Source organism: Halomonas sp. AOP7-E1-9, from assembly GCF_052376035.1.
In the GTDB taxonomy this organism is placed as follows: Bacteria; Pseudomonadota; Gammaproteobacteria; order Pseudomonadales; family Halomonadaceae; genus Vreelandella; species Vreelandella citrativorans.
The window spans coordinates 1-21,232 of sequence record NZ_JBQSVC010000042.1 but is presented as its reverse complement, the minus strand read 5'-3'; the positions used below and the strand labels follow the sequence as shown (position 1 = coordinate 21,232).

General features: G+C 53.4%; 20 protein-coding genes. 8 read left to right on the top strand and 12 right to left on the bottom strand.

Translation table 11 applies throughout. The features are described 5' to 3' along the window. From ACT3R4_RS16595 to ACT3R4_RS16585, 3 genes are all read left to right on the top strand, one after another. Positions 1–1,151: cytochrome P450 (locus tag ACT3R4_RS16595; protein ID WP_496201240.1), on the top strand; the 1,151-nt coding region annotated here is incomplete at its 5' end. A 152-nt stretch (positions 1,152–1,303) separates the two neighbouring features. Next, a complete protein-coding gene (locus ACT3R4_RS16590) occupies positions 1,304–2,755 on the top strand; it encodes a cobyric acid synthase (protein WP_441679842.1) in 1,452 nt (483 codons plus the stop codon). Positions 2,756–2,914: 159 nt separating this feature from the next. Then, complete coding sequence (locus ACT3R4_RS16585; protein ID WP_441679840.1) at positions 2,915–3,475, top strand: hypothetical protein; 561 nt, start codon at positions 2,915–2,917, stop codon at positions 3,473–3,475. 28 nt (positions 3,476–3,503) lie between these two features. On the opposite strand, the gene ACT3R4_RS16580 is transcribed toward ACT3R4_RS16585, so the two are convergent. Together ACT3R4_RS16580 and ACT3R4_RS16575 are read right to left on the bottom strand one after the other, a co-directional pair. After that, positions 3,504–4,685, bottom strand: a complete 1,182-nt coding sequence (locus tag ACT3R4_RS16580) for a vWA domain-containing protein (RefSeq protein WP_441679838.1) — start codon at positions 4,683–4,685, stop codon at positions 3,504–3,506. A gap of 3 nt (positions 4,686–4,688) precedes the next feature. After that, a complete protein-coding gene (locus ACT3R4_RS16575) occupies positions 4,689–5,543 on the bottom strand; it encodes an AAA family ATPase (RefSeq protein ID WP_441679836.1) in 855 nt (284 codons plus the stop codon). A 556-nt stretch (positions 5,544–6,099) separates the two neighbouring features. Between ACT3R4_RS16575 and ACT3R4_RS16570 the strand changes: the two genes are divergently transcribed. Further along, complete coding sequence (locus tag ACT3R4_RS16570; protein WP_172118208.1) at positions 6,100–6,705, top strand: OmpW/AlkL family protein; 606 nt, start codon at positions 6,100–6,102, stop codon at positions 6,703–6,705. An 89-nt stretch (positions 6,706–6,794) separates the two neighbouring features. On the opposite strand, the gene pepQ is transcribed toward ACT3R4_RS16570, so the two are convergent. From pepQ to ACT3R4_RS16535, 7 genes are all read right to left on the bottom strand, one after another. Beyond that, the gene (gene pepQ / locus ACT3R4_RS16565) at positions 6,795–8,093 is read right to left on the bottom strand and encodes a Xaa-Pro dipeptidase (RefSeq protein ID WP_441679834.1); all 1,299 of its coding nucleotides are present in this window, start codon (positions 8,091–8,093) and stop codon (positions 6,795–6,797) included. A gap of 14 nt (positions 8,094–8,107) precedes the next feature. Next, positions 8,108–9,019, bottom strand: a complete 912-nt coding sequence (locus tag ACT3R4_RS16560; RefSeq protein ID WP_441679832.1) for a LysR family transcriptional regulator — start codon at positions 9,017–9,019, stop codon at positions 8,108–8,110. Between the two features lie 49 nt (positions 9,020–9,068). Continuing rightward, on the bottom strand, positions 9,069–10,115 hold the full coding sequence (locus tag ACT3R4_RS16555; RefSeq protein WP_172118343.1) for an ABC transporter ATP-binding protein: 1,047 nt from the start codon (positions 10,113–10,115) through the stop codon (positions 9,069–9,071). A gap of 17 nt (positions 10,116–10,132) precedes the next feature. Continuing rightward, entirely contained in the window at positions 10,133–11,149 is a 1,017-nt protein-coding gene (locus tag ACT3R4_RS16550; protein ID WP_441679830.1) for an ABC transporter ATP-binding protein, read from the bottom strand. Positions 11,150–11,156: 7 nt separating this feature from the next. Next, a complete protein-coding gene (locus ACT3R4_RS16545; protein WP_172118204.1) occupies positions 11,157–12,113 on the bottom strand; it encodes an ABC transporter permease in 957 nt (318 codons plus the stop codon). Then, positions 12,110–13,159: an ABC transporter permease gene (locus tag ACT3R4_RS16540; RefSeq protein WP_172118203.1), complete on the bottom strand. Its 1,050-nt coding sequence runs from the start codon at positions 13,157–13,159 to the stop codon at positions 12,110–12,112. Before ACT3R4_RS16540 ends, ACT3R4_RS16545 begins: the two co-directional genes overlap by 4 nt. 156 nt (positions 13,160–13,315) lie before the next feature. After that, positions 13,316–14,887: an ABC transporter substrate-binding protein gene (locus tag ACT3R4_RS16535; RefSeq protein WP_441679828.1), complete on the bottom strand. Its 1,572-nt coding sequence runs from the start codon at positions 14,885–14,887 to the stop codon at positions 13,316–13,318. 290 nt (positions 14,888–15,177) lie between these two features. Here ACT3R4_RS16535 and ACT3R4_RS16530 point away from each other — a divergent pair, with 290 nt between their 5' ends. After that, the gene (locus tag ACT3R4_RS16530) at positions 15,178–15,678 is read left to right on the top strand and encodes a hypothetical protein (RefSeq protein ID WP_441679826.1); all 501 of its coding nucleotides are present in this window, start codon (positions 15,178–15,180) and stop codon (positions 15,676–15,678) included. Between the two features lie 11 nt (positions 15,679–15,689). Here ACT3R4_RS16530 and ACT3R4_RS16525 read toward each other — a convergent pair whose 3' ends face one another. After that, on the bottom strand, positions 15,690–16,079 hold the full coding sequence (locus ACT3R4_RS16525; RefSeq protein WP_441679824.1) for a glutaredoxin family protein: 390 nt from the start codon (positions 16,077–16,079) through the stop codon (positions 15,690–15,692). Positions 16,080–16,369: 290 nt separating this feature from the next. Here ACT3R4_RS16525 and mpl point away from each other — a divergent pair, with 290 nt between their 5' ends. From mpl to ACT3R4_RS16510, 3 genes are read left to right on the top strand one after another with little or no spacing between them, the layout of a single operon-like run. Beyond that, positions 16,370–17,755, top strand: coding sequence for a UDP-N-acetylmuramate:L-alanyl-gamma-D-glutamyl-meso-diaminopimelate ligase (gene mpl, locus ACT3R4_RS16520; protein ID WP_441679822.1), 1,386 nt, complete (start codon positions 16,370–16,372; stop codon positions 17,753–17,755). After that, on the top strand, positions 17,752–18,405 hold the full coding sequence (locus ACT3R4_RS16515) for a flavin prenyltransferase UbiX (RefSeq protein ID WP_441679820.1): 654 nt from the start codon (positions 17,752–17,754) through the stop codon (positions 18,403–18,405). Before mpl ends, ACT3R4_RS16515 begins: the two co-directional genes overlap by 4 nt. Beyond that, positions 18,402–19,022 (top strand): LysE family translocator, encoded by a 621-nt coding sequence (locus ACT3R4_RS16510; protein ID WP_172118359.1) that lies wholly within the window; start codon positions 18,402–18,404, stop codon positions 19,020–19,022. Before ACT3R4_RS16515 ends, ACT3R4_RS16510 begins: the two co-directional genes overlap by 4 nt. Before the next feature lie 5 nt (positions 19,023–19,027). Here ACT3R4_RS16510 and ACT3R4_RS16505 read toward each other — a convergent pair whose 3' ends face one another. Together ACT3R4_RS16505 and ACT3R4_RS16500 are read right to left on the bottom strand one after the other, a co-directional pair. Then, positions 19,028–20,425 (bottom strand): bifunctional DedA family/phosphatase PAP2 family protein, encoded by a 1,398-nt coding sequence (locus ACT3R4_RS16505; protein WP_441679818.1) that lies wholly within the window; start codon positions 20,423–20,425, stop codon positions 19,028–19,030. Between the two features lie 28 nt (positions 20,426–20,453). Beyond that, the coding region (locus ACT3R4_RS16500) for a diguanylate cyclase domain-containing protein (protein ID WP_496201239.1) at positions 20,454–21,232 on the bottom strand (779 nt) is incomplete at its 5' end.

The window sequence follows — 21,232 nt, the reverse complement described above, 5'->3', positions numbered from 1 at the left end:
TTTTTAAAACACCGTTCAAACCCATGGCATTGATATTAGACTCGGATGATGCAACCCGGGTAATAGAGGAAACGCCCGAGCCCTTCGCCACGGCTGAATCAGCAAAAAAGAGCGCACTTGCCCATTTTGAACCGGATGTAGCGTTGATCTCAAAGGGTAAGGCCCGCGAAGAGCGGCGGCGGTTAAATGAAGACGTTCTAGAAAGCGGTTGTCCGATGCACCGTTTTTCTGATCACTTTACCCAAGTGACTGAGCAGGAGGTAAACGCACTCTTAAAGGCCGTTTATCAGCATAATAACAAGCTGGACTGGCCCTTGTTTTTTGATGCCTGGAACCGTGTCGTGCGTCGCGTGGTGTTGGGGGATGCTGCTCGGGATGATTACTCGCTCACCCAGGAACTTATTCAACTGCGTAAGGCTGCTAATTGGGGATTCATGCGTCCCAAGCGCAAGCGGTTACGGCAAAAATTTCATAACCGTTTAGCGCACTATGTCGAGCAGGCTGAAACCAATAGCCTAGCGGCGAAGGTGTCCCATTACGCCACCGGGAGCCAGGCAAAACCTGTGGACCAGATGCCTCAGTGGCTATTCGCGTTTGAGCCTGCCGGCATGGCGACGTTTCGAGCGTTGGCGCTGCTATGCGCCCATCCGGCTCAGGCTGAACGGGCTCAGCGTGAAATTAACCTCTCCCCACCGCCAGACAACCCCTTTTTACAAGCCTGTGTGCTGGAAGCCTTGCGGTTGTGGCCAACAACGCCCCTTATTCTGCGCGAAACAACAGAGCGAACGTGCTGGTCGCAAGGCGAAATGCCTACCAATACCACGCTGCTTATCCATGCGCCCTATTTTCACCGTGATGACCGCACATCGGACATCGCCAACCGCTTTGCGCCCGATATTTGGCTAAACCCTGAGCAACTTAAGCACTGGCCACTGCTGCCTTTTAGCGGGGGGCCGGGTATTTGCCCCGGAAGAAATATCGTCCTGCTGGTGACCAGTACGGTACTGGCCACGCTGATGAACAACCACATGTTTACGTTAAACCCGCCCGACAGGCTCACAGAAGATGAGCCCATGCCGGCGTTATTAAGCAACTTCCATCTCTGTTTTCAGGTTAAACAATCAGATGCTTTATCACGCCAGGAGGGCTGAAGGCGCGTAAAGCGCTTGTTTGAATCGCTAAGCCTGCTGGGGGCGCCGCCGCAAGGATGGTCTTCTTTGCCCTTGATGTGCGTTGCATCCTTGTAGAGTGCTCGCTACAGTTCGGCCTTTGCTGGGCTAACTGAACGTATGGAGCATGTCGCATGGCCACCTTAATGATTCAAGGCACCACGTCAGATGCAGGTAAGAGCACCGTGGTCGCCGGGCTATGCCGAGTGCTTAAACGTCGAGGCTTTCGTGTGGCTCCTTTCAAGCCTCAAAACATGGCATTGAACAGTGCCGTAACGGAAGATGGCGGAGAAATCGGCCGCTCTACCGCTCTACAAGCACAGGCCGCTGGCGTTGCGCCTCATAGCGATATGAACCCTGTGCTGCTTAAGCCGGAATCGGACCGCGGTGCTCAGGTAATTTTGCGCGGCAAGGTGTACGGCCATATGGGAGCGCTGGATTACCACGCCTTTAAGCAGACTGCTCAGGAAAGTGTCATGGCCGCTTGGCATGCATTGCAGCGCCGTTATGATGTCATTATTGCCGAAGGGGCGGGCAGCCCTGCCGAAATTAATCTGCGAAAGGGCGATATCGCGAATATGGGGTTTGCGGAGGAGGCAGATTGCCCCGTATTACTGGTCGGCGATATTGATCGAGGGGGCGTATTTGCCCAGTTGGTAGGCACGCTTGAGTTGCTCAGTAAAAGCGAGCAGGCGCGTACCAAGGGATTTATCGTTAATCGGTTTCGGGGTGATATGGGCCTGCTTAACCCGGGGCTTGAGTGGTTGACCCAGCGGACAGGTAAACCTGTGTTCGGCACCTTGCCGTATCTACAGGGATTATTACTGGATGCTGAGGATAGCGTTGGCCTCACCCAAAAAACAGCACAGGTAGCGCCATTAACTATTGTTGTGCCGGCGCTTCCACGTATCAGTAACCATACCGATTTTGACCCGCTGCGCCTTCATCCTCACGTGGCGTTGTATTTTATTGGACCGGACCAACCGATTCCCGCGGCGGATGTCATCATATTGCCGGGCAGCAAGAGTACTGCCCACGATCTGGCGTGGCTAAAGCGCCAAGGATGGGAGGCGGCCATTAAACGTCATCTGCGTTATGGCGGCAAACTGCTGGGTATTTGCGGCGGTTTTCAAATGTTGGGCGAATGGGTAGAAGACGCAGAGGGCCTTGAAGGTCCACCAGCGCGCGTTGCGGGGCTTGGGTTATTGTCGCTTACCACGCAGATGGTCTCGGGCAAGCAGTTGCGTAACGTTGTGGGTCAGCTGCTGCCTGAAGGGGCCAGTGTCACCGGTTATGAGATCCATAATGGGGTTAGCGAGGGCGCGGCGCTGGCGAACCCGCTATTTGATTTGGAAAACCGTCACGAAGGGGCTGTTAGTGACGATGGACAAATAATGGGTACCTATCTGCACGGCTTGTTTGACCATCCTGATGCGTGCCAAGCGCTCTTGAAGCGCTTTGGGCTGACCGAAGTAGGCCAAGTGGATTACCTGGCCCATCGCGAAAAAGAGCTTGAGCGTTTAGCGGATTCGCTGGAGGCGCATTTGGAAATAGAGGCAATTATTAAGCTTATCCAGCAAGCTTAATGGTCTGATAGCAAGCGGCGCTGGTCGTTTGCCTTGCGGTTGTGTCTTTGCTGATGCTGTCATAAGGATAAATTCTGGCTGGTATGCCGCGTCGGTATCCTCTAACCTTGCGGCGTTAACGTAGCTGATACTGGTCGCAACAGCGTAAAAGAGAGCGTCATGAAGGTAGTTCAGATTAAAGAAGCGGGGCAGCGAGATGCCTGTTTAGCGCAACTGTGCGCTAGCGTTTATGGTCAGCAGGCAGGATTAACCCCGCTGGTGGTGTTTGCCGGTACGCGCAAGGTGCTGTTTACCCAGGAAATAGCCCGTTTGGTTGCGGGTGTTGATGGTGCTGGTAAGCCGTTGGCGCTGGCGCTGTTGGTATTGGATGAGGCGGGCGAAGGCATGACGATTACTCACGCCTGCGAGTTTGAGCAAGGCGCCAAGCAGCGGCTTATCAGCGAATTGGCGCTTAAAGCGCCGCTGCGCGTTGAGGTAGATAATGCGGAGCAGGAGGCGGTTTATCAGGCGAGCGGTATCAAGCGCTGGTTTGATGGCGTTGACAGCAAGCGCATTGGCTTAAGCGGCCGCCATCCGGCCAGTAATGCAGGCGAGCTGGCCGCGACCGTTGCGTTGGATGAGGCGCTCATTTTACGACGCTTTAAGCACGACCCAAAAGCATTTGAAAGCGCCAAGCAGGACTTTCTAAACGGCTTGAACCAGTTTCCCGCAACGCTCTGAGCATGCTTATCCTGTGAGCTGGCCGAGGCTACTTTTTGGCCAGCTCGCGCATGGCGCTTTCCAGCCCTTCCAGTGTCATGGGGTACATGCGGTCCTCAATAATGTCACGAATCAACTGCGTGGAATACGTGTACTCCCAAGCGCGAGGTGGCATGGGGTTAAGCCATGCCAAGTGGGGAAAGGTCTCGCAGACGCGTTTCAGCCATGTGCCGCCGGGCTCTTCATTAAAATGCTCGACGCTGCCACCTCGGTGAGTAATCTCATAAGGTGACATGGCCGCATCGCCCACGATGACTACCTGATAATCCGCGCCGTAAGTGTGGAGCACGTCCATGGTGGGGATGCGCTCGCTGCCGCGTCTTGAATTATGTCGCCAGACCCCTTCGTATAAACAGTTATGAAAGTAGTAGTGTTCAAGATGCTTGAATTCGGAGCGGGCAGCCGAAAACAGCTCCTCACAAACGCGAATGTGGTCATCCATGGAGCCGCCTACATCCAGAAACAGCAGCACCTTAACAGCGTTGTGGCGCTCAGGGCGCATCTGAACGTTTAGTAAGCCCCCATCGCGCGCTGTTTCACGAATGGTACTGTCGACATCGAACTCTTCCAAAGCACCCTGGCGGGCGAACTTGCGTAATCGGCGCAGCGCCATTTTGATATTGCGGGTACCCAGCTCCAGCGAATCGTCATAGTCGCGAAAGCGCCGTTCATCCCAGACCTTTGTTGCGCGGCGATGGCGTGAGCCTTCCTGGCCGATACGAATGCCTTCAGGGTTATAGCCATAGGCGCCAAATGGGCTAGTGCCGCCTGTGCCAATCCACTTGTTACCGCCTGCATGGCGCTCTTTTTGCTCCTCCAGGCGTTTTTTAAAGGCTTCGATCAGCGCTTCCAGACCGCCGAGCGATTCAATGTTGGCTTTCTCTTCATCAGACAGCTGCTTTTCGAATTCCCGGCGCAGCCAGTCATCAGGAATCAACGCCTCAATGGCAGCATCCATGTCTTCAATGCCTTTAAACCAGGCGGCAAACGCACGATCAAAACGGTCAAAGTGGCGTTCGTCTTTTACCATTACCGTGCGAGCGACTTGGTAAAATGCTTCCATATCGGCGAATACGACGCCACGTTCAACCACCGCGTGCAGGTCTAATAACTCACGCAGCGACACAGGCACGCCCGCACGCTTTAAGGTTTCGAACAGACCAATAAACATGGCTTAACGACCTGTGCCTTTCTGGCGGCGTAACATAAACGCTAGGCGTTCAAGCAGCTGCGTATCCTGCTCGTTTTTAACCAGTGCGCCGGCCATGGGCGGCAGCGCCTTGGCTGGGTCGCGGTTGTAGAGCGCTTCCTGGGCAATTTCATCCGCCATTAGCAGCTTAAGCCAATCAACCAGTTCAGAGGTTGAAGGTTTCTTCTTAAGGCCGGGCGCATCACGTAGTTCGAAAAATACGTTCAGCGCTTCGCCGACCAGCCGCGGTGCAATATCCGGAAAGTGCACATCCACTATCGCCTGCAGAGTGGCTCGGTCGGGAAATTCAATGTAATGAAAAAAGCAGCGGCGCAGAAATGCATCGGGTAGCTCTTTTTCATTATTGGACGTGATGATAATAATGGGGCGTTGATCGGCTCGGATCGTTTCACCGGTCTCGTAAACGTGGAACTCCATGCGATCCAGTTCCTGGAGCAAGTCGTTCGGAAACTCGATATCGGCCTTGTCTATCTCGTCGATCAAAAGCACGACACGTTCATCGGCCGTAAAGGCTTCCCACAGTTTGCCGGGCTTTATGTAGTTGGCTACGTTCTCCACGCCTTCGACACCTAGCTGAGAATCGCGCAGCCGGCTAACCGCATCGTACTCATAAAGCCCTTGGGCGGCCTTGGTACTGGATTTAATATGCCAGGTAATTAGCTGAGTGCCCAATGACTCGGCCAGCTCTTCCGCGAGCTGGGTTTTGCCGGTGCCAGGCTCGCCCTTAATCAGCAACGGCCGTTCAAGAACAATCGCCGCGTTAACCGCTTGCTTTAGTGCATCAGTGGCAATGTAGGAAGAAGTAGAGTCAAACGCCATGAAGAGTGCCTCGACGGGTCGAAAACGTATTCAAACAAGTGTACGTGAGGGTAGGTGTCGGGGCCAACAGCCAATTCCGATGGCGTTAAATAGAAGCACCAAGACCCAATGGGTACACATATGGGGCAAAACTACCTAAGTACGGACAGGGTTGGTGCACTTTCTTCGCATGAGACATTGAGGTAGGCGAGTTGAGTACGGGATCTTTGTATATGTTTTTGTATTTTAATGATTTTTAGGGTGTTGGCACGCAGTTGGCTATATCGTAAGTAAGAAGCAAATGAACAGCATCACTAGCCACATTGGATGCTCTTCCTTCTTTGCTACATCGCCACGGTAATGACCGTTTTGCGATACACCGTGTGAGCTGGCGTGCTCCACTTGGGTCCCCTTCGGGGGGCTTTTTTTTATGTTTGAAGAAAAAGAGCTAACATTTTCAACATATAACAAGAATGTCACAAGAAATTTGGAAACACTGTTCGATTGGTATATATTGTATAGGTAAGCCGGTTGGTCGGCACCAATCCCAAGCTAAAATGCATAGAGGGTGAACCTAATGAGCAATATGAAATTAATTTCAGCCGCTGTGGTAACTGCTGGCTTAGCACTGGCAAGCCAGGCTGCCTTAGCGTACAACGCTGGCGATGCATTTGTTCGTGGTGGCGTCGCTCAAACCGATACAGGATCAGGCAACGGTAATATCAATGGAGAGTCACTGAACGTTCAAAGCGAGACAGGCTTCACGTTCGGCGCTGGTTATCTATTTACTGATAAAGTGGGTGTTGAGCTTAATAGTTCTGAAAAGTTTGAACATCAGCTCAATGCGGCATCACAAGACCTGGGAAGCATTGACCGCTTACCCGTAAATCTATTGGTAAATTACTACCCCATGGGTGGGCTGGATTCACGTGTTCAGCCGTACGTTGGTGCAGGTCTTAACTACACACGCTTCTCGGGTGGTCCTGACAATATTGACGTACGCAGAAGCTATGGCGCTATCGGCCAAGCCGGTGTGGATTTAGCAGTCACCCAGAACGTGTTACTGAATGGCTACGTAAGCTATGCGGATGTTGATGGCGAGATCAAACGTGATGGCGAGCATATCGGTAAAGTCGATATGGACCCGGTCACCATCGGCGGTGGCGTGACGTTCCGTTTCTAAGGCATAAGCCAGCTTTAAAATATCATCTAACACCCGGCCTTGCGCCGGGTGTTTTTGTTACGGCTTAACAACAGGTTCTGCTACGGGCCTTATGGGGTCAGTTTATCGTAACCATTTTCAGTGACCACTACGTTATCCTCGATACGAATACCACCACAGGACATTAACTGATCCACCAGCGTCCAGTTAACTGGAAGCGATGTGTCGCGCAACGGGTTTAGGAGCATCGGAATAAAGTAGAGTCCTGGCTCAACGGTTACTACCATGCCGGGTTTCAAAATACGCGTTAAGCGCAGGGCGGGATGTTCGCTGGGGGCGGGGGCCGCTGAGCCATCAGGGTGACGTAAACCGGCTACGTCATGCACTTGAAGCCCCAAGGAGTGACCTAAACCGTGTGGGCAGAAGGCGCGAGTGACTCCTTCACTTACCGCTTGCTCGACGGTGCCTTTAAATATGTCATGGGCAACGAGAACGCTTCCCAGGGCTTGGTGCATTTGCTGGTGTAGCTCAACAAAAGAGGTGTCCGGTTCGATGCGACTAATAATGTCATCTTTTAGATGGTGTAGCGCCGTTACCAGCTCTTCAAAAATCGCGGGGGCATCAGGCCCTGCGTGGGTGCGGGTGATATCTGCGCAGTAACCTCTAAAGCGTCGCCCGGCATCTACTAACAAGCTGTAGCGCTGGCTGGGTGGTGTTATATCGTAATGTTGGTAGTGCAGGACGCCTGCATGTCCATTCAAACCAATAATATTCTGGTAAGGAACGTTAGATTCGCGCTGTCGGCTAGCCGCTAGGTAGGCCAGTTGAATATCGAGCTCGCCTGAAGCGCCAATAAAGGCGGCTTGGGCGGCCTCGTGACCTGCTATTGCAAGGTGATTGGCTTCTCGTAGACAGGCAACTTCGTAAGGTGTTTTGAACATGCGAAGTTCATCAAGCGCGCGCACAACCTCATCAGGGGCTGTTTCAGCGTTCAGTACTTGCCGAATATCGGGCGCCGTGCTTGCTATATCGCCGATGACGGCGCTGCGGCCCTCTAAATGAGGCGCGCGTGCGTGGGCACACTGATGTACATCAATGACGGATAGCCAGGGCTCATCGGGTAGCTGAGTAGGCTGATGCCAAAAATCAGCGGGCGCATGCAGATAAAACTGCGGTTTTTTACCAGGCTCAATGACTAGCCAGCTGTGCTGAATGTCCGCAAGGCCTACCCAGTGCATAAAATGGCCATAGGTTTGGAAAGAGGCGGCATGATCGTCAGCAAAATGATGGCTGGCGTGGCCGCTATAAATCACCAGACTGTCAAAGCCGTACTTTGCTAACACCTGCTCATAGGCATGCTGTAAATGAACGATATGATCAAGCTGCAGGTTAAAAAGCGTTGTTGACATGAAAATCTATCCTGTTAACTACGTGACGGGGCGAGTTCGCTCCAGAGTTTGTCTAGTTCTGCATGGTGCTGATGCTGATGGCGGTATAGGCGCAGCTCCATGGGCACATCCCAGCGGCTATCGCCTGCTCTGACGAGGGTGCCTTGGGCGAGCTCATGTGAAACGTTGCGCTCTGGCAGCCAGCTCATGCCATATCCCAGCAGTACCAGCTCTTTTATACCTGCCGCGTACAGATTTTCACTTTGTGCCACCAGGTGGGTGCTTTGAGGTAATCTGGCCAGGTGTGCCTTTATCGCAGAGCCCAGCAGGCCTCGCTTGGGGTAGGCAAGCCAAGGCGAGGGCTGCTGGCGTGTGCCCGGCAAAACGGTACAAGGCTCGCCTTGAGGAGCAAACCCTGTCACGGGAATTAGCCGCTCATGGCCGATCACCCGATAGGTACAAGCGCTTGTATCGATATCCAGGTCGCATCGCCCGACAGGCCAATAACAGATAGCCAGGTCGCACTCTGCGCGCATTAACGCTTGAAAATAGTCGTGAGCAATCCACCCGGTAGCGCGCAGGTAGGGCTGTACATGGTCCTGCCAGCCGGTAGATGCTAGCCATTCAGGCAGGAAATTCCCCAGCAGGCTTTGCGGGGCGGCCACCATAATGCGCCGCTGTTGACCGGCATTAATCTCGCGCAATCGGTCACGCGTTAAACGAACGCGCTCCGTTACCTGTTCGCATAAGGTGAGGAACTCCTCACCGGCGGGGGTTAACGAAAGCGGTAGCGTTTGGCGATTAATGAGCGTAATGCCCATCTCTTCTTCCAACAGTTTAATCCGTCTAGAGAAGGTCGGCTGGGTTACGTTTTGATCATCGGCGGCACGTGAAAAGTGCCGAGTCCTGGCCAGGGCAATAAAGTCTTCTAGCCAGCGAATTTCCATGCTTTACCTCGCAGTGAGATGGCGTGACTGGCCAGTAAATGCCTACGCTTCATAGGCGGCCTTCCTCAACAGCGTGGCAGGCTACACGCGTGCCGTCATCCTGCATTTTTAATTGCGGGATTTCTTGAATGCAGCGCGCATTGGCATACGGGCAGCGACCATGAAAAACACAGCCGCTCGGTAAGTTAACCGGCGTTGGCACCTCACCTTTAAGGCGAATATGCTGCGGCCGGTCATCTTCAAGGCGCGGAATAGATGAAAGGAGTGCTTGGGTGTAAGGGTGGCGGGGCTTGGCGAACAGGGTCGAGGTCGTGGCTATTTCGCACACGGTGCCCAGATACATCACGGCAACCCGCGTACCAAAATGCTCCACTACCGCAAGGTCATGGGTAATAAACAGGTAGGTCAAATTGCGCGCGTGCTGGGCTTCCATCAACAGGTTCAGCACCTGTGCCTGAATAGAGACATCCAGCGCTGAAATGGGCTCATCGGCAACAATAAACTCAGGGTCCACTGCCAGCGCTCGCGCAATGGCAATACGTTGACGCTGGCCACCGGAGAATTCATGACCAAATCGCTTACCCCAATCTGGGTCAATGCCCACCGAGCTCATTACCTCTTCGACCTTATCGGCGATCTGCTGGCGGTTCCATGCGGGGTGGTGCAAGCGCAGTGGCTCTTCCAGTGTTTGCTGGATGGTCATCCGCGGATTAAGCGACGCGTAAGGGTTCTGGAAAATCATCTGCATGCGCTTGCGATACGGCAGCAATTGGCGCGAGCTTAAATGGTCAATGCGCTGACCATCATAGTGAATCTCGCCTTCAGATGGCGTAATGAGCCCCATGACCGTACGGGCAACGGTCGATTTTCCGCAGCCGGATTCGCCGACGACGCAGAGTGCTTCGCCACGCATTATCTCCAGGTTCACGCCATTAATAGCGTGTACGTGTTCCTGGTGACGAACGAGCTTGCCGCCTTTAAATCGCAGCTGATCAAGAAAGTCGCCTGACAGCGAAAACCGCTTTTTGAGATCGCGGATTTGCAGAAGTGTCTGGGCTTCTTCGACGTTTTCAGCGGGGATGTGATGCTCTGCCATCGCACTTGCCTGCGTACTCATTGGCTTTCCTCCTTTAAACGACGATCTTCCAGCAGTTCAGCCACCATATGGCAAGCTACCTGGCAGTTGCCCGCTTGTACAAATCCGGGCACTTGCTCAATACAAGAGGGGCGGGTTTGCCCATCGGCGCGCTTAATAAAGTCGCAGCGCGGATGAAAGGCGCAGCCGCTAGGTAGGTTGGAAAGTGAAGGCATGCTGCCACGGATCTGATTCAGTCTTTCACCGGGTGTTGCCATCTGGGGCAGGGCATTAATCAGCCCTTGGGTGTAAGGATGCTGCGGGTCATTAATGATCTCACGCGTGGGTCCTTGCTCAATCACGCGACCGGCGTACATGACCAGCATGCGTTGAGTGACCTGACTCACGACGCCAAGGTCGTGAGTAATCAAAATAAGCCCGACATTGTGCTGTTCGCAGAGATCCAGCAAAAGCGCCATGATTTCTGCCTGAATGGTAACATCCAGTGCTGTTGTAGGCTCATCGGCAATAATGATGTCCGGGTCAAGCAGCAACGCAATGGCAATAATAATGCGCTGTCGCATGCCGCCGGAAAGTTCATGAGGGTATTGTTCCAGACGCTTTTCCGGTGAGGGAATTTGCACTTGGCGTAATTTATCCAGTGCAATGGCGCGGGCCTCTTTAGAGGAAATCCGTCGGTGAGCTTTTAGACACTCCACCATCTGAGCGCCAATTGATAACACCGGGTTCAGCGTCATCATTGGGTCCTGGAAGATCATTGAAATGCGGTTGCCACGTATTTTACGCAGCCCGCGCTCCGACATGGTATTCAGCGTTTGTCCTTCAAACGTAATACTGCCACCGGCAATAAATCCGGGCTTGGCAATCAGATTAAGCAGCGAAAACGCCGCAACCGATTTGCCGGCACCAGACTCGCCTACAATGCCTAAACGCTCACCGCGCTCTAGCGTAAAGCTAACATCACGCAGTGCACGTACTTCGCCCTGGCGCAGGCCAAAACGTACATCCAGTTGGGAAACTTCAAGTAATGCCATGGTGCCCTCAGCCTTTATAGAGTCGTGGGTTCATGACATCGCGCAGCCAGTCGCCCAATAGATTGATAGACAGCACCAGCACTACCAGTACCGCACCGGGAATTAGCGTGATCCACCAGGAGCCTGACTGAATGTAGTCAAAACCTGCCTTGATTAACGAACCAAGCGATGGGTGGGTCTCGGGCATTCCCAGGCCTAAAAACGACAGCGCCGCTTCAGAAATAATGGCGTTGGCAATTTGCACGGTAGAAATAACGAAAATAGGCGATAACGTATTAGGCAGCACATGGCGGAACATGATCCGTTTGCTGCGCAGTCCCATTACTCGTGCAGCGTCTACATACTCCTTGTTTTTCTCGGCAAGTACGGAAGCGCGCACGGTGCGGGCGTATTGTGGCCACTCGGCCAAGCCAATAATCAGTACCAGCATCAGTACCGCGTATTGACTATAAAATGAGCTACCCAGGGTGGCCTTCACCACAGCACCGACCACGATAGCTACCATCAAGGTGGAAAATGACAGCTGAATATCCGCCAGACGCATAAAAAAAGCATCCACACGGCCGCCCAAATAGCCTGCCATTAGGCCAAACGTTACGCCTAAAAGTGCCTGCAAGATCACCGCACCAAAGCCGATCAAAAGCGATACGCGCGTACCGTATAAAATAATCGACCACAGATCTCGGCCCTGGGCATCGGTGCCCAGTGAGTAGCGCTCGTCCGCTCCATCGACCCAGAACGGTGGCAGCTCAGAGGCCATTATATCGATCTGACGCAAGTCGTAAGGGTCGGTAGGGGCAATAAGAGGCGCGGCAAACGCAGCCACTACCAGGCAGATAAATACCGCCAGGCAGAGCTGTGCCGTGCGGTCACTCTTGAAGCTGTACCATAAATAGGAGTCGCGAAAGCGTTGGAAATGGCTGGGCGATTTGCTCTTGGGCACGCTCTTTGTTGTCATCGTCATGCGGGTTTACCCGTCAGTTTTACGGTGGGGTTCACAAAGCCGTAAATCAAATCCACGATGGTGTTGGTCACCACGAAAATGACACCGACAATCATTAGATAGGCCACGATTAGCGGGATATCAGCCCGGTTGATCGCGTCCAAAAACATCAGGCCCATGCCCGGCCACTGGAACACGGTTTCGGTCAGAATGGTGTAAGCCACCATCGTGCCGATTTGAACACCGCCTACGGTGATCACCGGTAGCATGGTGTTTTTAAGCGCGTGGACAAAATAGACGCGGCGCATTGAAATGCCCTTGGCGCGGGCATACTTGACGTATTCAGACTGCAGTACTTCCATCATTTCAGCGCGGATCAAGCGAATAAACAGCGGCAGCATGATAGAGGCGAGTGAAATGGCGGGCAGCACCAGGTGTTGCAGGCCGCTCCAGGTGGCCAGGTTGGTATCCCAATAGCCAAACACGTGCACCAGGTCATAACCGCGCCCAAACGAGGGCATATTACCTTGAGTGGATAGTGCACTGTTTAACCAGGCCCCCCACGCGGTCCCTTCGGGAAAAATTGAGACGGTAATGCCGATAGCAAAAATTTGAATTAATACAATCGCGGTTAAGAACACCGGGATCGAAATACCGATAATCGATGCCCCCATAAAAAACCGCGAGATAATCGAGCGCGGTTTAATGGCGCTGTATACCCCGATAGGTGCCGAAAAAACCACGATAATTAAGGTGGCCGCAAAGACGAGCTCAAGCGTTGCAGGCAGGTGGCGTGCAATAACGCTGAGCGCTGGCTCGCGGTAGAAGTAGGAGTTGCCAAAATCGCCTTGTACGGCATTTTTGGCAAAGCGCACATACTGCACCATGAAAGAATCATTAAGCCCTAAGCGCTCGCGCAGGGCCTCTCGTTCACTTTCGGGGACCGATTGTCCAACCATCTGCTGTATCGGGTCACCCAGGTTATCCTGGATGGCGAAGGCCAGCACGCTGATGATGAACATCACCAATACCGCGTGCATCAGCCGCTTGATTAAAAAGGCAATCATGGCGTACGCCACCTATGTAATAGTGTTTAGCAAAGGAAGTAGAGGTCAGTGCCGTTAAACATTTCGCAATGGGTTTTGACACAACAAGCGCTTCGCCCTCCAGTTGGCTGGAGAGCGAAGCATCCGTGCAGGCAATTTACAAACCGTTAGTCAAACTTAGCGGTTAATAACGAGATCGCCCAAGTAGGGGAAGTCGATGGCGTTAACGACAGGTTCAATCTCAACGCCTTCGGCAGCGGCATACGCAAGGTTCTGCCAATGCAGCGTAATAAAACCAACATCTTCATACAGCATGGCTTCTGCTTCACGCAGCATTTCATTGCGCCGCTCAAGATCGGTTACGCTGTCGGCTTCAGTGACCAGCGCGTCGATCTCTTCATTGCAGTAATTGCCATAGTTGTATTGGCCCGCACCGCTCTCTTCATCAATACAGAAGGTGAGGTACTGGAAGAAGTTGGCAGTATCTTCAGTATCCGAATGCCAGCCAAGCATGGCGATATCCGATTGACGGGTATCATACTCTGGCCAGTACTGGGCAAGCGGCATGGTGCGCAGGTTAACGTTGATATTGATACGCGATAGCATGTTCGCTACCGCTTGGGCAATTTGTGCGTCGTTGACGTAGCGATTGTTGGGCGCAATCATGTCAACGCTAAAGCCGTCTTCATAACCCGCTTCCGCCATTAGCTCTTGAGCGCGGGTCAGGTCATAGCGTGGTACCAGATCCGGGTTGTGACCGGAGTAGCCTTCCGGTGAAAACTGCCCAGCAGGCGTCGCAAAGCCACGCATTAAGCGATCAGCGATGCCTTCCTGGTTGATGGCAAGGTCAACGGCTTGACGAACGCGCACGTCTTTGAAGGCTTCAACTTGTTCTTCGTTAAGCTGGAAGCCGATAATACGCGTGCCCGGTACTTCGAAAAGCTCAACGTCACTTGCTTCACGAACGCGCTCCAGATCATTCGGCGGCACAGCGTCAATAAAGTCGACGCCGCCTGAGAGCAAGGCTGCTACGCGCGCGGCGTTTTCCGCAATCGGCGTGAGTACAATGCTTGAGACATTGCCTTCGCTTTCAGTATCCCAATAATCTTCAAAGCGTTCAAAATCGACACGTACGCCTTGGCGACGGTCAGTAAGAACGAAGGGGCCGGTACCGGAAACATTGCGTGAAGCAAACGAGTTGCCTGCTTTTACGATCTCCGCTTTATCGACGCCATTTTCGGTTTCACCAGTATAGAACTGGCTATCCATGGGAAAAATGTAGGTCGCCAGGTTGAGCAACAGCGGATAGGGGGTCGTCGTCGTGATTTCCACCGTGTAGTCATCAACCGCTTCGGCGGTAGCAATGGGCTCAAAAATGGCGCGGTAGTCAGGGCTCTCTTTTAAGCGCTCAATCGTCCATACCACGTCTTCAGCCGTCAGCTCGTTACCCGAATGAAACTTGACGCCTTCACGAAGCGTCATGCGCATATGCGTATCGTCTGTTTGTACCCATTCAGTTGCCAAGCGGGGCTCAAACTGAAAGTCCTTGGTCCAGCGGACGAGAGGATCAAACGCCAAGTGGGAGAAACGCAGCATACCGCCGGAAAGTTGTTCGTGAATATCAAGCGTTTCCGGATCGGCGGAGTAGCCAATGCGCAACGTTTCAGCGTTTGCTGTCAAAGGGAGCACTGCGCTACCCGCAACAGTTGCACCGATAATAGTGGCCAGTATCTTTTTTTTGAGCGCCATAATCGTTCCCGTCTTATTGATAATTTTATTGTTCACATTACCGTCTAAACGCTATTGGCGAGACAGCAAAGCAGACACGGTCAGCTTGTAAGCTATCCTATTAACATAGAGAGTGTTGAATGCGTCATACAATCGAAATAATGATAGACCCTATTCAACTATTGAATGAATGGGCTTGTAGCAGTGAATAGTGGAGTGCAAGCTAGTCTAAAGTCGTAGATGAAAAATAAACGGGCGTTTGGTATCAGCCCACGAAAGCCATTAGTGACCCGCTGGAAGGCAGGCTGAAAATGATGAAATGGAATCAATGGATCATTCTGGTGTTAATCGGTTGGCTTCCATTAACTGCACAGTCTGACACTATTGAAGGCATGCTGGACGGCGAGCCGCGGGAGTGGTTTGTGCTGAGCCAGGGCCGTGACTCCAATGCTTCTTTTGTAGAGGTTGGCGATCAACGCCAAATCACTATCACAGGGTTTGTCGAGCCTGATCAAAGGGACGCCTACGAAGGGTTGTCTATTAGCCTGGCGGTTGAAGACAACCAGCTTATCGATGCCCAAGTGGTACAACTGATCGGTAGCACCACCGTACCGCCGCTTTACACCTCTGAAGGAGGCAGTGTTACCGTCACGTTGACGCAGCTTGAGCAGCAAGGCAGCCACATTCATATTGCTGGGCGTGTCGAAGGCGTATTGGCGTTGCAAACTGCACTGGACGACGCGCCCAGCCGGGCTGAGGGAATCGACATCGATGTGCAGTTTGACGTTAATGCCTATCGAGCACGGTTCTAACAAGCACAGTTTTAAGCTCCAAATTGCTGATGCAGCCATGCATTAATATCATCAGACTCATACAGCCACTCTTTGCGACCATCTTCGTGGTGAATCTTTAAGCAAGGCACTTTGGTTTTGCCGCCGCCTTCAAGGAGGTCCTGCTTATGTGCGGGGTCATGCTGAACATCGCGCAGCTCAATGGTTAGTCCTAAGCGGGCAATTTCTTTACGCACCTTAATGCAGAAAGGGCAGGTACGGAATTGATAAAGGGCCAGACGTTGGCAAGCCTGGTCGACGCGCGCTTGATCGGCGGGGGCACGCTCAATCGCGTTAGGCGTTGAGAGTTTTTCACTGATAAGCATGACCGGTGCCAGCACCAAACGAACACCACGGAAAAAATAGCGAATTAATACACGCATAATAAACTCCATCGCTAACCCTGGGGCATGGGTCAGCGTTCTTAGAAAAAGTACGTCATTGTAAACAGCGATGCTACGCGCCAACAGGTGGGCTTTAAACAAGCGTGCGCGCATCCTGCAATAATCGAACGCATTTGTCACTTGGCTACGCTCGCTATACGTATATTGGGGCATTTTCTAACCCCCAGGTGTGCTTAAACCCTTGCTTCTGGGTGAGTAAACAAGCCGAGCATGCTAGTCTTTTCAGCTATTTTAAGCTGTGTTTATTACGTTGTTCAGGGACAGAAACCATGCATCTCCATATTATCGGTATCTGCGGCACCTTTATGGGTAGTCTTGCGCTGCTCGCGCGCGAGCAGGGCCATCAGGTTAGCGGGTCAGATGCAAACGTCTATCCTCCGATGAGCACTCAGCTTGCTGAAGCAGGCATTACGTTAATGGAAGGTTATCGAGCAGAGCACCTTGGTGCTTCGATTGACTTGGTGGTAGTGGGGAATGCGCTGTCACGCGGGAACCCGGAAGTAGAGGCGCTCCTTAATAGCGGTTTGCCGTATACCTCAGGAGCGCAATGGCTTGCTGAGCATGTGTTACCAGGGCGGCGAGTAATTGCTATCGCCGGTACCCATGGTAAAACCACCACCGCCAGTTTACTGGCCTGGCTATTGGAGAGCGCGGGCCAAGTACCGGGCTTTTTAATTGGCGGTGTGCCGCGTAACTTTGGTGTTTCCGCTCGGCTGGGTGATCCTCAGGGGCCTTTTATTGTTGAAGCAGATGAGTACGATACGGCCTTTTTTGATAAACGCTCCAAATTTGTACACTATCGCCCCGATATTGCTGTGCTCAATAATCTTGAGTTTGATCATGCGGATATCTTTCCGGATTTAGCTGCTATTGAACGCCAGTTCCATCACCTTGTGCGCACCGTACCCAGCCAAGGGCGCCTGCTAGTAGCCGATGAACAGCCAGCGCTAGAGCGCGTCATAGCGATGGGAGCCTGGACACCCATTAAGCACTTTGGTGAGCAGTCCCAAAGTGCGTGGCAGCTCTGCCTTGAGCGCCCTGATGCCAGCCGTTTTCAGGTGATTCACCGCACAGACCGGGGCGAAGAGGATAGCGTCGTCGAGTGGTTGTTAAGCGGCGTTCACAACGCGCGAAATGCCTTGGCAGCGTTGGCGGCTGCCCACGAGTGCGGAGTTGATTTAGCCCGGGCGTGCGCAGCACTAGCGCGTTTCGAAACGCCACGCCGACGCCAGGAAGTGCGTGGAGAAGTGGGGGGCGTTCAAGTCATTGACGACTTTGCCCATCACCCCACGGCGATTGCGGCGACCTTGCAAGGCTTGCGTGCCACAACGACCAAAGGGCGCTTGCTGGCGGTCATTGAACCACGCTCCAACACCATGCGGTTAGGTGCGCTACGCGATCGACTCAACGACAGCATCGCTGATGCGGACCAGGTGTATTGGTATCAACCTGCCGGTATTGATTGGTCGATGGAGGCGCTGGTAGCTGAGCAAGGTGCTAAAGCTCATCTTTATCAGCAGATTGAAACACTGGTAGAGGCGGTTGTTCGCCATGCCGAACCGCTGGATCGGATTGTGGTGATGTCCAACGGTGGCTTTGAGGGCGTACATGAACGTCTACTAAATGCCTTAACGGCCAAGGAATTGAACGCGTGAGTACAGATTCCCTGTTCAAAAAGCCGATCACCGTGGCATTAACGGGCGCTTCTGGGGCGCAGTATGGCCTGCGGCTGATAGACGTATTGGTAGAGGCAGGCCATGAAGTGTGGGTCATGATCTCCAAAGCGTCACACATGGTGATTGCCACGGAAACCGAGATTAGCCTGCCTGCTCAGCCAGAACGGCTGGCTGCTGCATTGAGAGAGCGTAGCGGCGCCGCGCCTGGCCAAATCCGCTGCTTTGGGCGAGAGGACTGGATGGCGCCTGTTGCCTCCGGGTCTGGAGCGGCCTCGGCTATGGTGGTGTGCCCATGCTCGACGGGAACGCTCTCGGCTATTGCCACTGGGGCAAGTAACAACCTGATTGAGCGGGCGGCCGATGTCGCGATTAAAGAGCGCCGAACGCTAGTGCTGGTGCCCCGGGAGAGTCCATTTTCGCCTATCCATTTGGAACACATGCTGGGGCTAAGCCGCATGGGGGTTGTTATTTTACCTGCCGCCCCGGGGTTTTATCACCGCCCGCAATCCATTGATGACCTCATTGATTTTATTGTGGCACGTATTCTTAATCAGTTGGGCATTCAGCATACCTTGATGCCTCGCTGGGGCGAGGATGAAGCCGATAACATGTCTAAGGATAAGCAATGAACTGGGCCACGCTCTCTATATTTGTACCCACGTTTTTATTTGTGTCACTCACGCCGGGTATGTGCATGACGCTTGCCATGGTGCTGGGCATGACCCAAGGCGTGAAACGTACGCTGTGGATGATGATGGGAGAGCTGGTTGGTGTAGGGCTGGTCGCCGCAGCAGCAGGCGCCGGGGTAGCCGCCTTAATGCTCCGTCAGCCTGAGCTCTTCACGGTGTTCAAATGGGTAGGCGGCGCTTATTTGGCCTATTTGGGCATTATGATGTGGCGCTCTCGTGGGCGTATGGCGATACCCAGTGAACTAAATGCGGGGCCTGCCGCCGGGCGGCTAACACTTGCCATGCAAGGGTTTGTCACCGCTGTGGCTAATCCGAAGGGGTGGGCATTTTTTATGGTGCTGCTGCCCCCCTTTTTGGATAGCAGCCGCCCGCTTGGCAGCCAGCTGGTTCTACTGATTGTGGTTATTTTGTTGATCGAGTTTGCCAGCCTATTAGTGTATGCCGTCGGCGGTAAAACGCTGCGTAAAACGCTGGGAAAAAGCGGCAATGTTCGTTTACTTAACCGCATTGCCGGCACGTTAATGATGGGCGTCGGATTATGGCTGGCGCTAGGCTAGGCCGCTTATACTGGTGGGAAGAAAACCACGCGAAGGCTGATTAACACCAGCGAGGCCGACCCCAATAGCAGCCAAGGGCAGGGCGTTAATGGCTTTCGAGGATAGCGCTGCCAGCTTAAACGAACCAGCGCACAGATCATCAGCCCAAGCAGAGCGCCGCCGACCAGGTCACTAAACCAGTGCACGCCAATAACGAGCCGTGACAGTGCCATTGGTACCGCCAAAGCAATCGCCACCCAATAGATCCAGATACGTTTTTGGAGAGGTAGCTCCGAGGCAATAAACGCGGCGGCCAGGCCCAATACGACAACCGAGGTTGACGTATGGGCACTCGGATAAGAGAGCGAGCCGGTCAGGTAATCGGGGGTGTCAGGCCGAGCACGCCCGAAAATGGCTTTACCCAGCGTGTTAAGAAGCGCTACGCCTCCCACCGCCGCTCCCCAATGCAGCAAGGCATCCCATCTTCTATAAAAGATCATCCATAGTGCCCACGGCAGCAACAGGACGGCAATGCCCAACTTGTCGCCAATCTTGGCAAATACGGCACCAATAGCGATAAGGGTGTCGCTTTGCAGCCAGCTAAAGAGCCGTTGGATATAGAGGTCGAGCGTCAATGGACCATTGTGATGCACAACCAGCAGTGTCCAACCCGAAAGGCAGGTTAAGGCAATAATAAATAGCAGCAGCGAAGCGAGCGGAACTTCGCCAGATTGGCTCATGACAAGCCAGGGGCGGCGCATAAACGGAATACGACGTGCTAAACGGGCGGTAGCAAGGTAGAGGCGTCCATGACGGCCCACCTGTGCTCGCCCCCAGGAGAACACTACCGCGAGTACCACCACGCTGGCGGCTATTATGAGCAACGCTGTTTCAATGCCCGGGGGTAAATCAAGGTGTTCTTGCCATGTTCGTCCGAGCAAATAGCCTGGCAGTACATAGGCAGGTGCCCACAGTGCGGCAGATGTGATATTTGCCCATAAAAAATTACGGGGTGGCATCCGCATCATGCCCGCTATGAGCGGAATGACGGGTCTTACCGGGCCAACAAATCGGCCAATAAAGACCGAGTAAAGACCATAACGATCAAAAAAGCGGGAGCCTCTGCCTAGCCATTCTGGATGTAGGGAAAGTGGCCAGCGTTGAGTGATTTGTGCATGGTGGCGATAACCAAGCCTGAAACTAATGCCGTCGCCGATCACCGCGCCTAAAAAGGCGGCCATTACTAACCACACTAGCCCGATAGACTCATGCCCCGCCAGGGAGGCCACTGCCGTAATCAGCACCACGCCGGGCACCAACAGGCCCACTAATGCTAACGATTCTGCAAGCGAAATGAGCAGCATCAGCAGAAGAAGCATGAAAGGCGAGAGCGAGAGCTGTTGAAAGGTTTCGACTAAAGACACGAAGGACTCCTTGAAGGGCGATACGCTGTCATCCGTTTGCCAGCGCATGAGCACGGGCGTGCAGGCGTTGTATATAGCGCTCGAAGCTCTCTTTATGAGGCAAACAAGCTGCAATGCGGGCTTCAAGATGACCGGTCTCAACCAATACACACTGGGAAAGTGCATGCTGTAGCCGCTCACGAACCAGCAGCGCACCGCTTTCACTGGTGTCGGGCAGCACCAGCCAGAAGGTGGCCTCGCCAGCGCGCCCCAATATGTCATGATCACGGCAGCGACCTATCACTTCGCTACACAGTGTATCAAGTAGCGCGATTTTAGCTCGAGAGCCGAACTGCTCTTCGGCCATATCCAGCTGTGGCAGGTGAATGACCAGTACCGCTAAGCGCTTGTTAAGCATGGCAGCACGCTGAAATTCGTTGTTTAAGCGCTCCTTTAGCGTTTCGTAGTTGTAGGCGCGACAGTGACAATCATAGGGGTCGGTGGCCTGTAGTAATGCGCGGCGGCGAGCATGCTCCCATCGAGGGAGGGCCAGCAGTAAAAGCAAAATAACATAGCCGAGATAGAAGGGTGGCTCAGGTGTCGGGTGAGAGATAAACAACCAGACAAGGGGGCCAAGCACCCCCGTCAGCACCAAGGCAAGCCAAAGGGGTAAGAGTATAAAAGCAGAGGTGATGGGTAGGCCAAGCCAGATGGCTGATGCGTTAGAGATAGAAAGCGTACTTAATACCGTGAGGTAGGTGCTGCCTACCAGCAGTATTTGAGATATGTATCCCTTTAATCCCTGCCCTAAATGCATCAGTAGGGCCG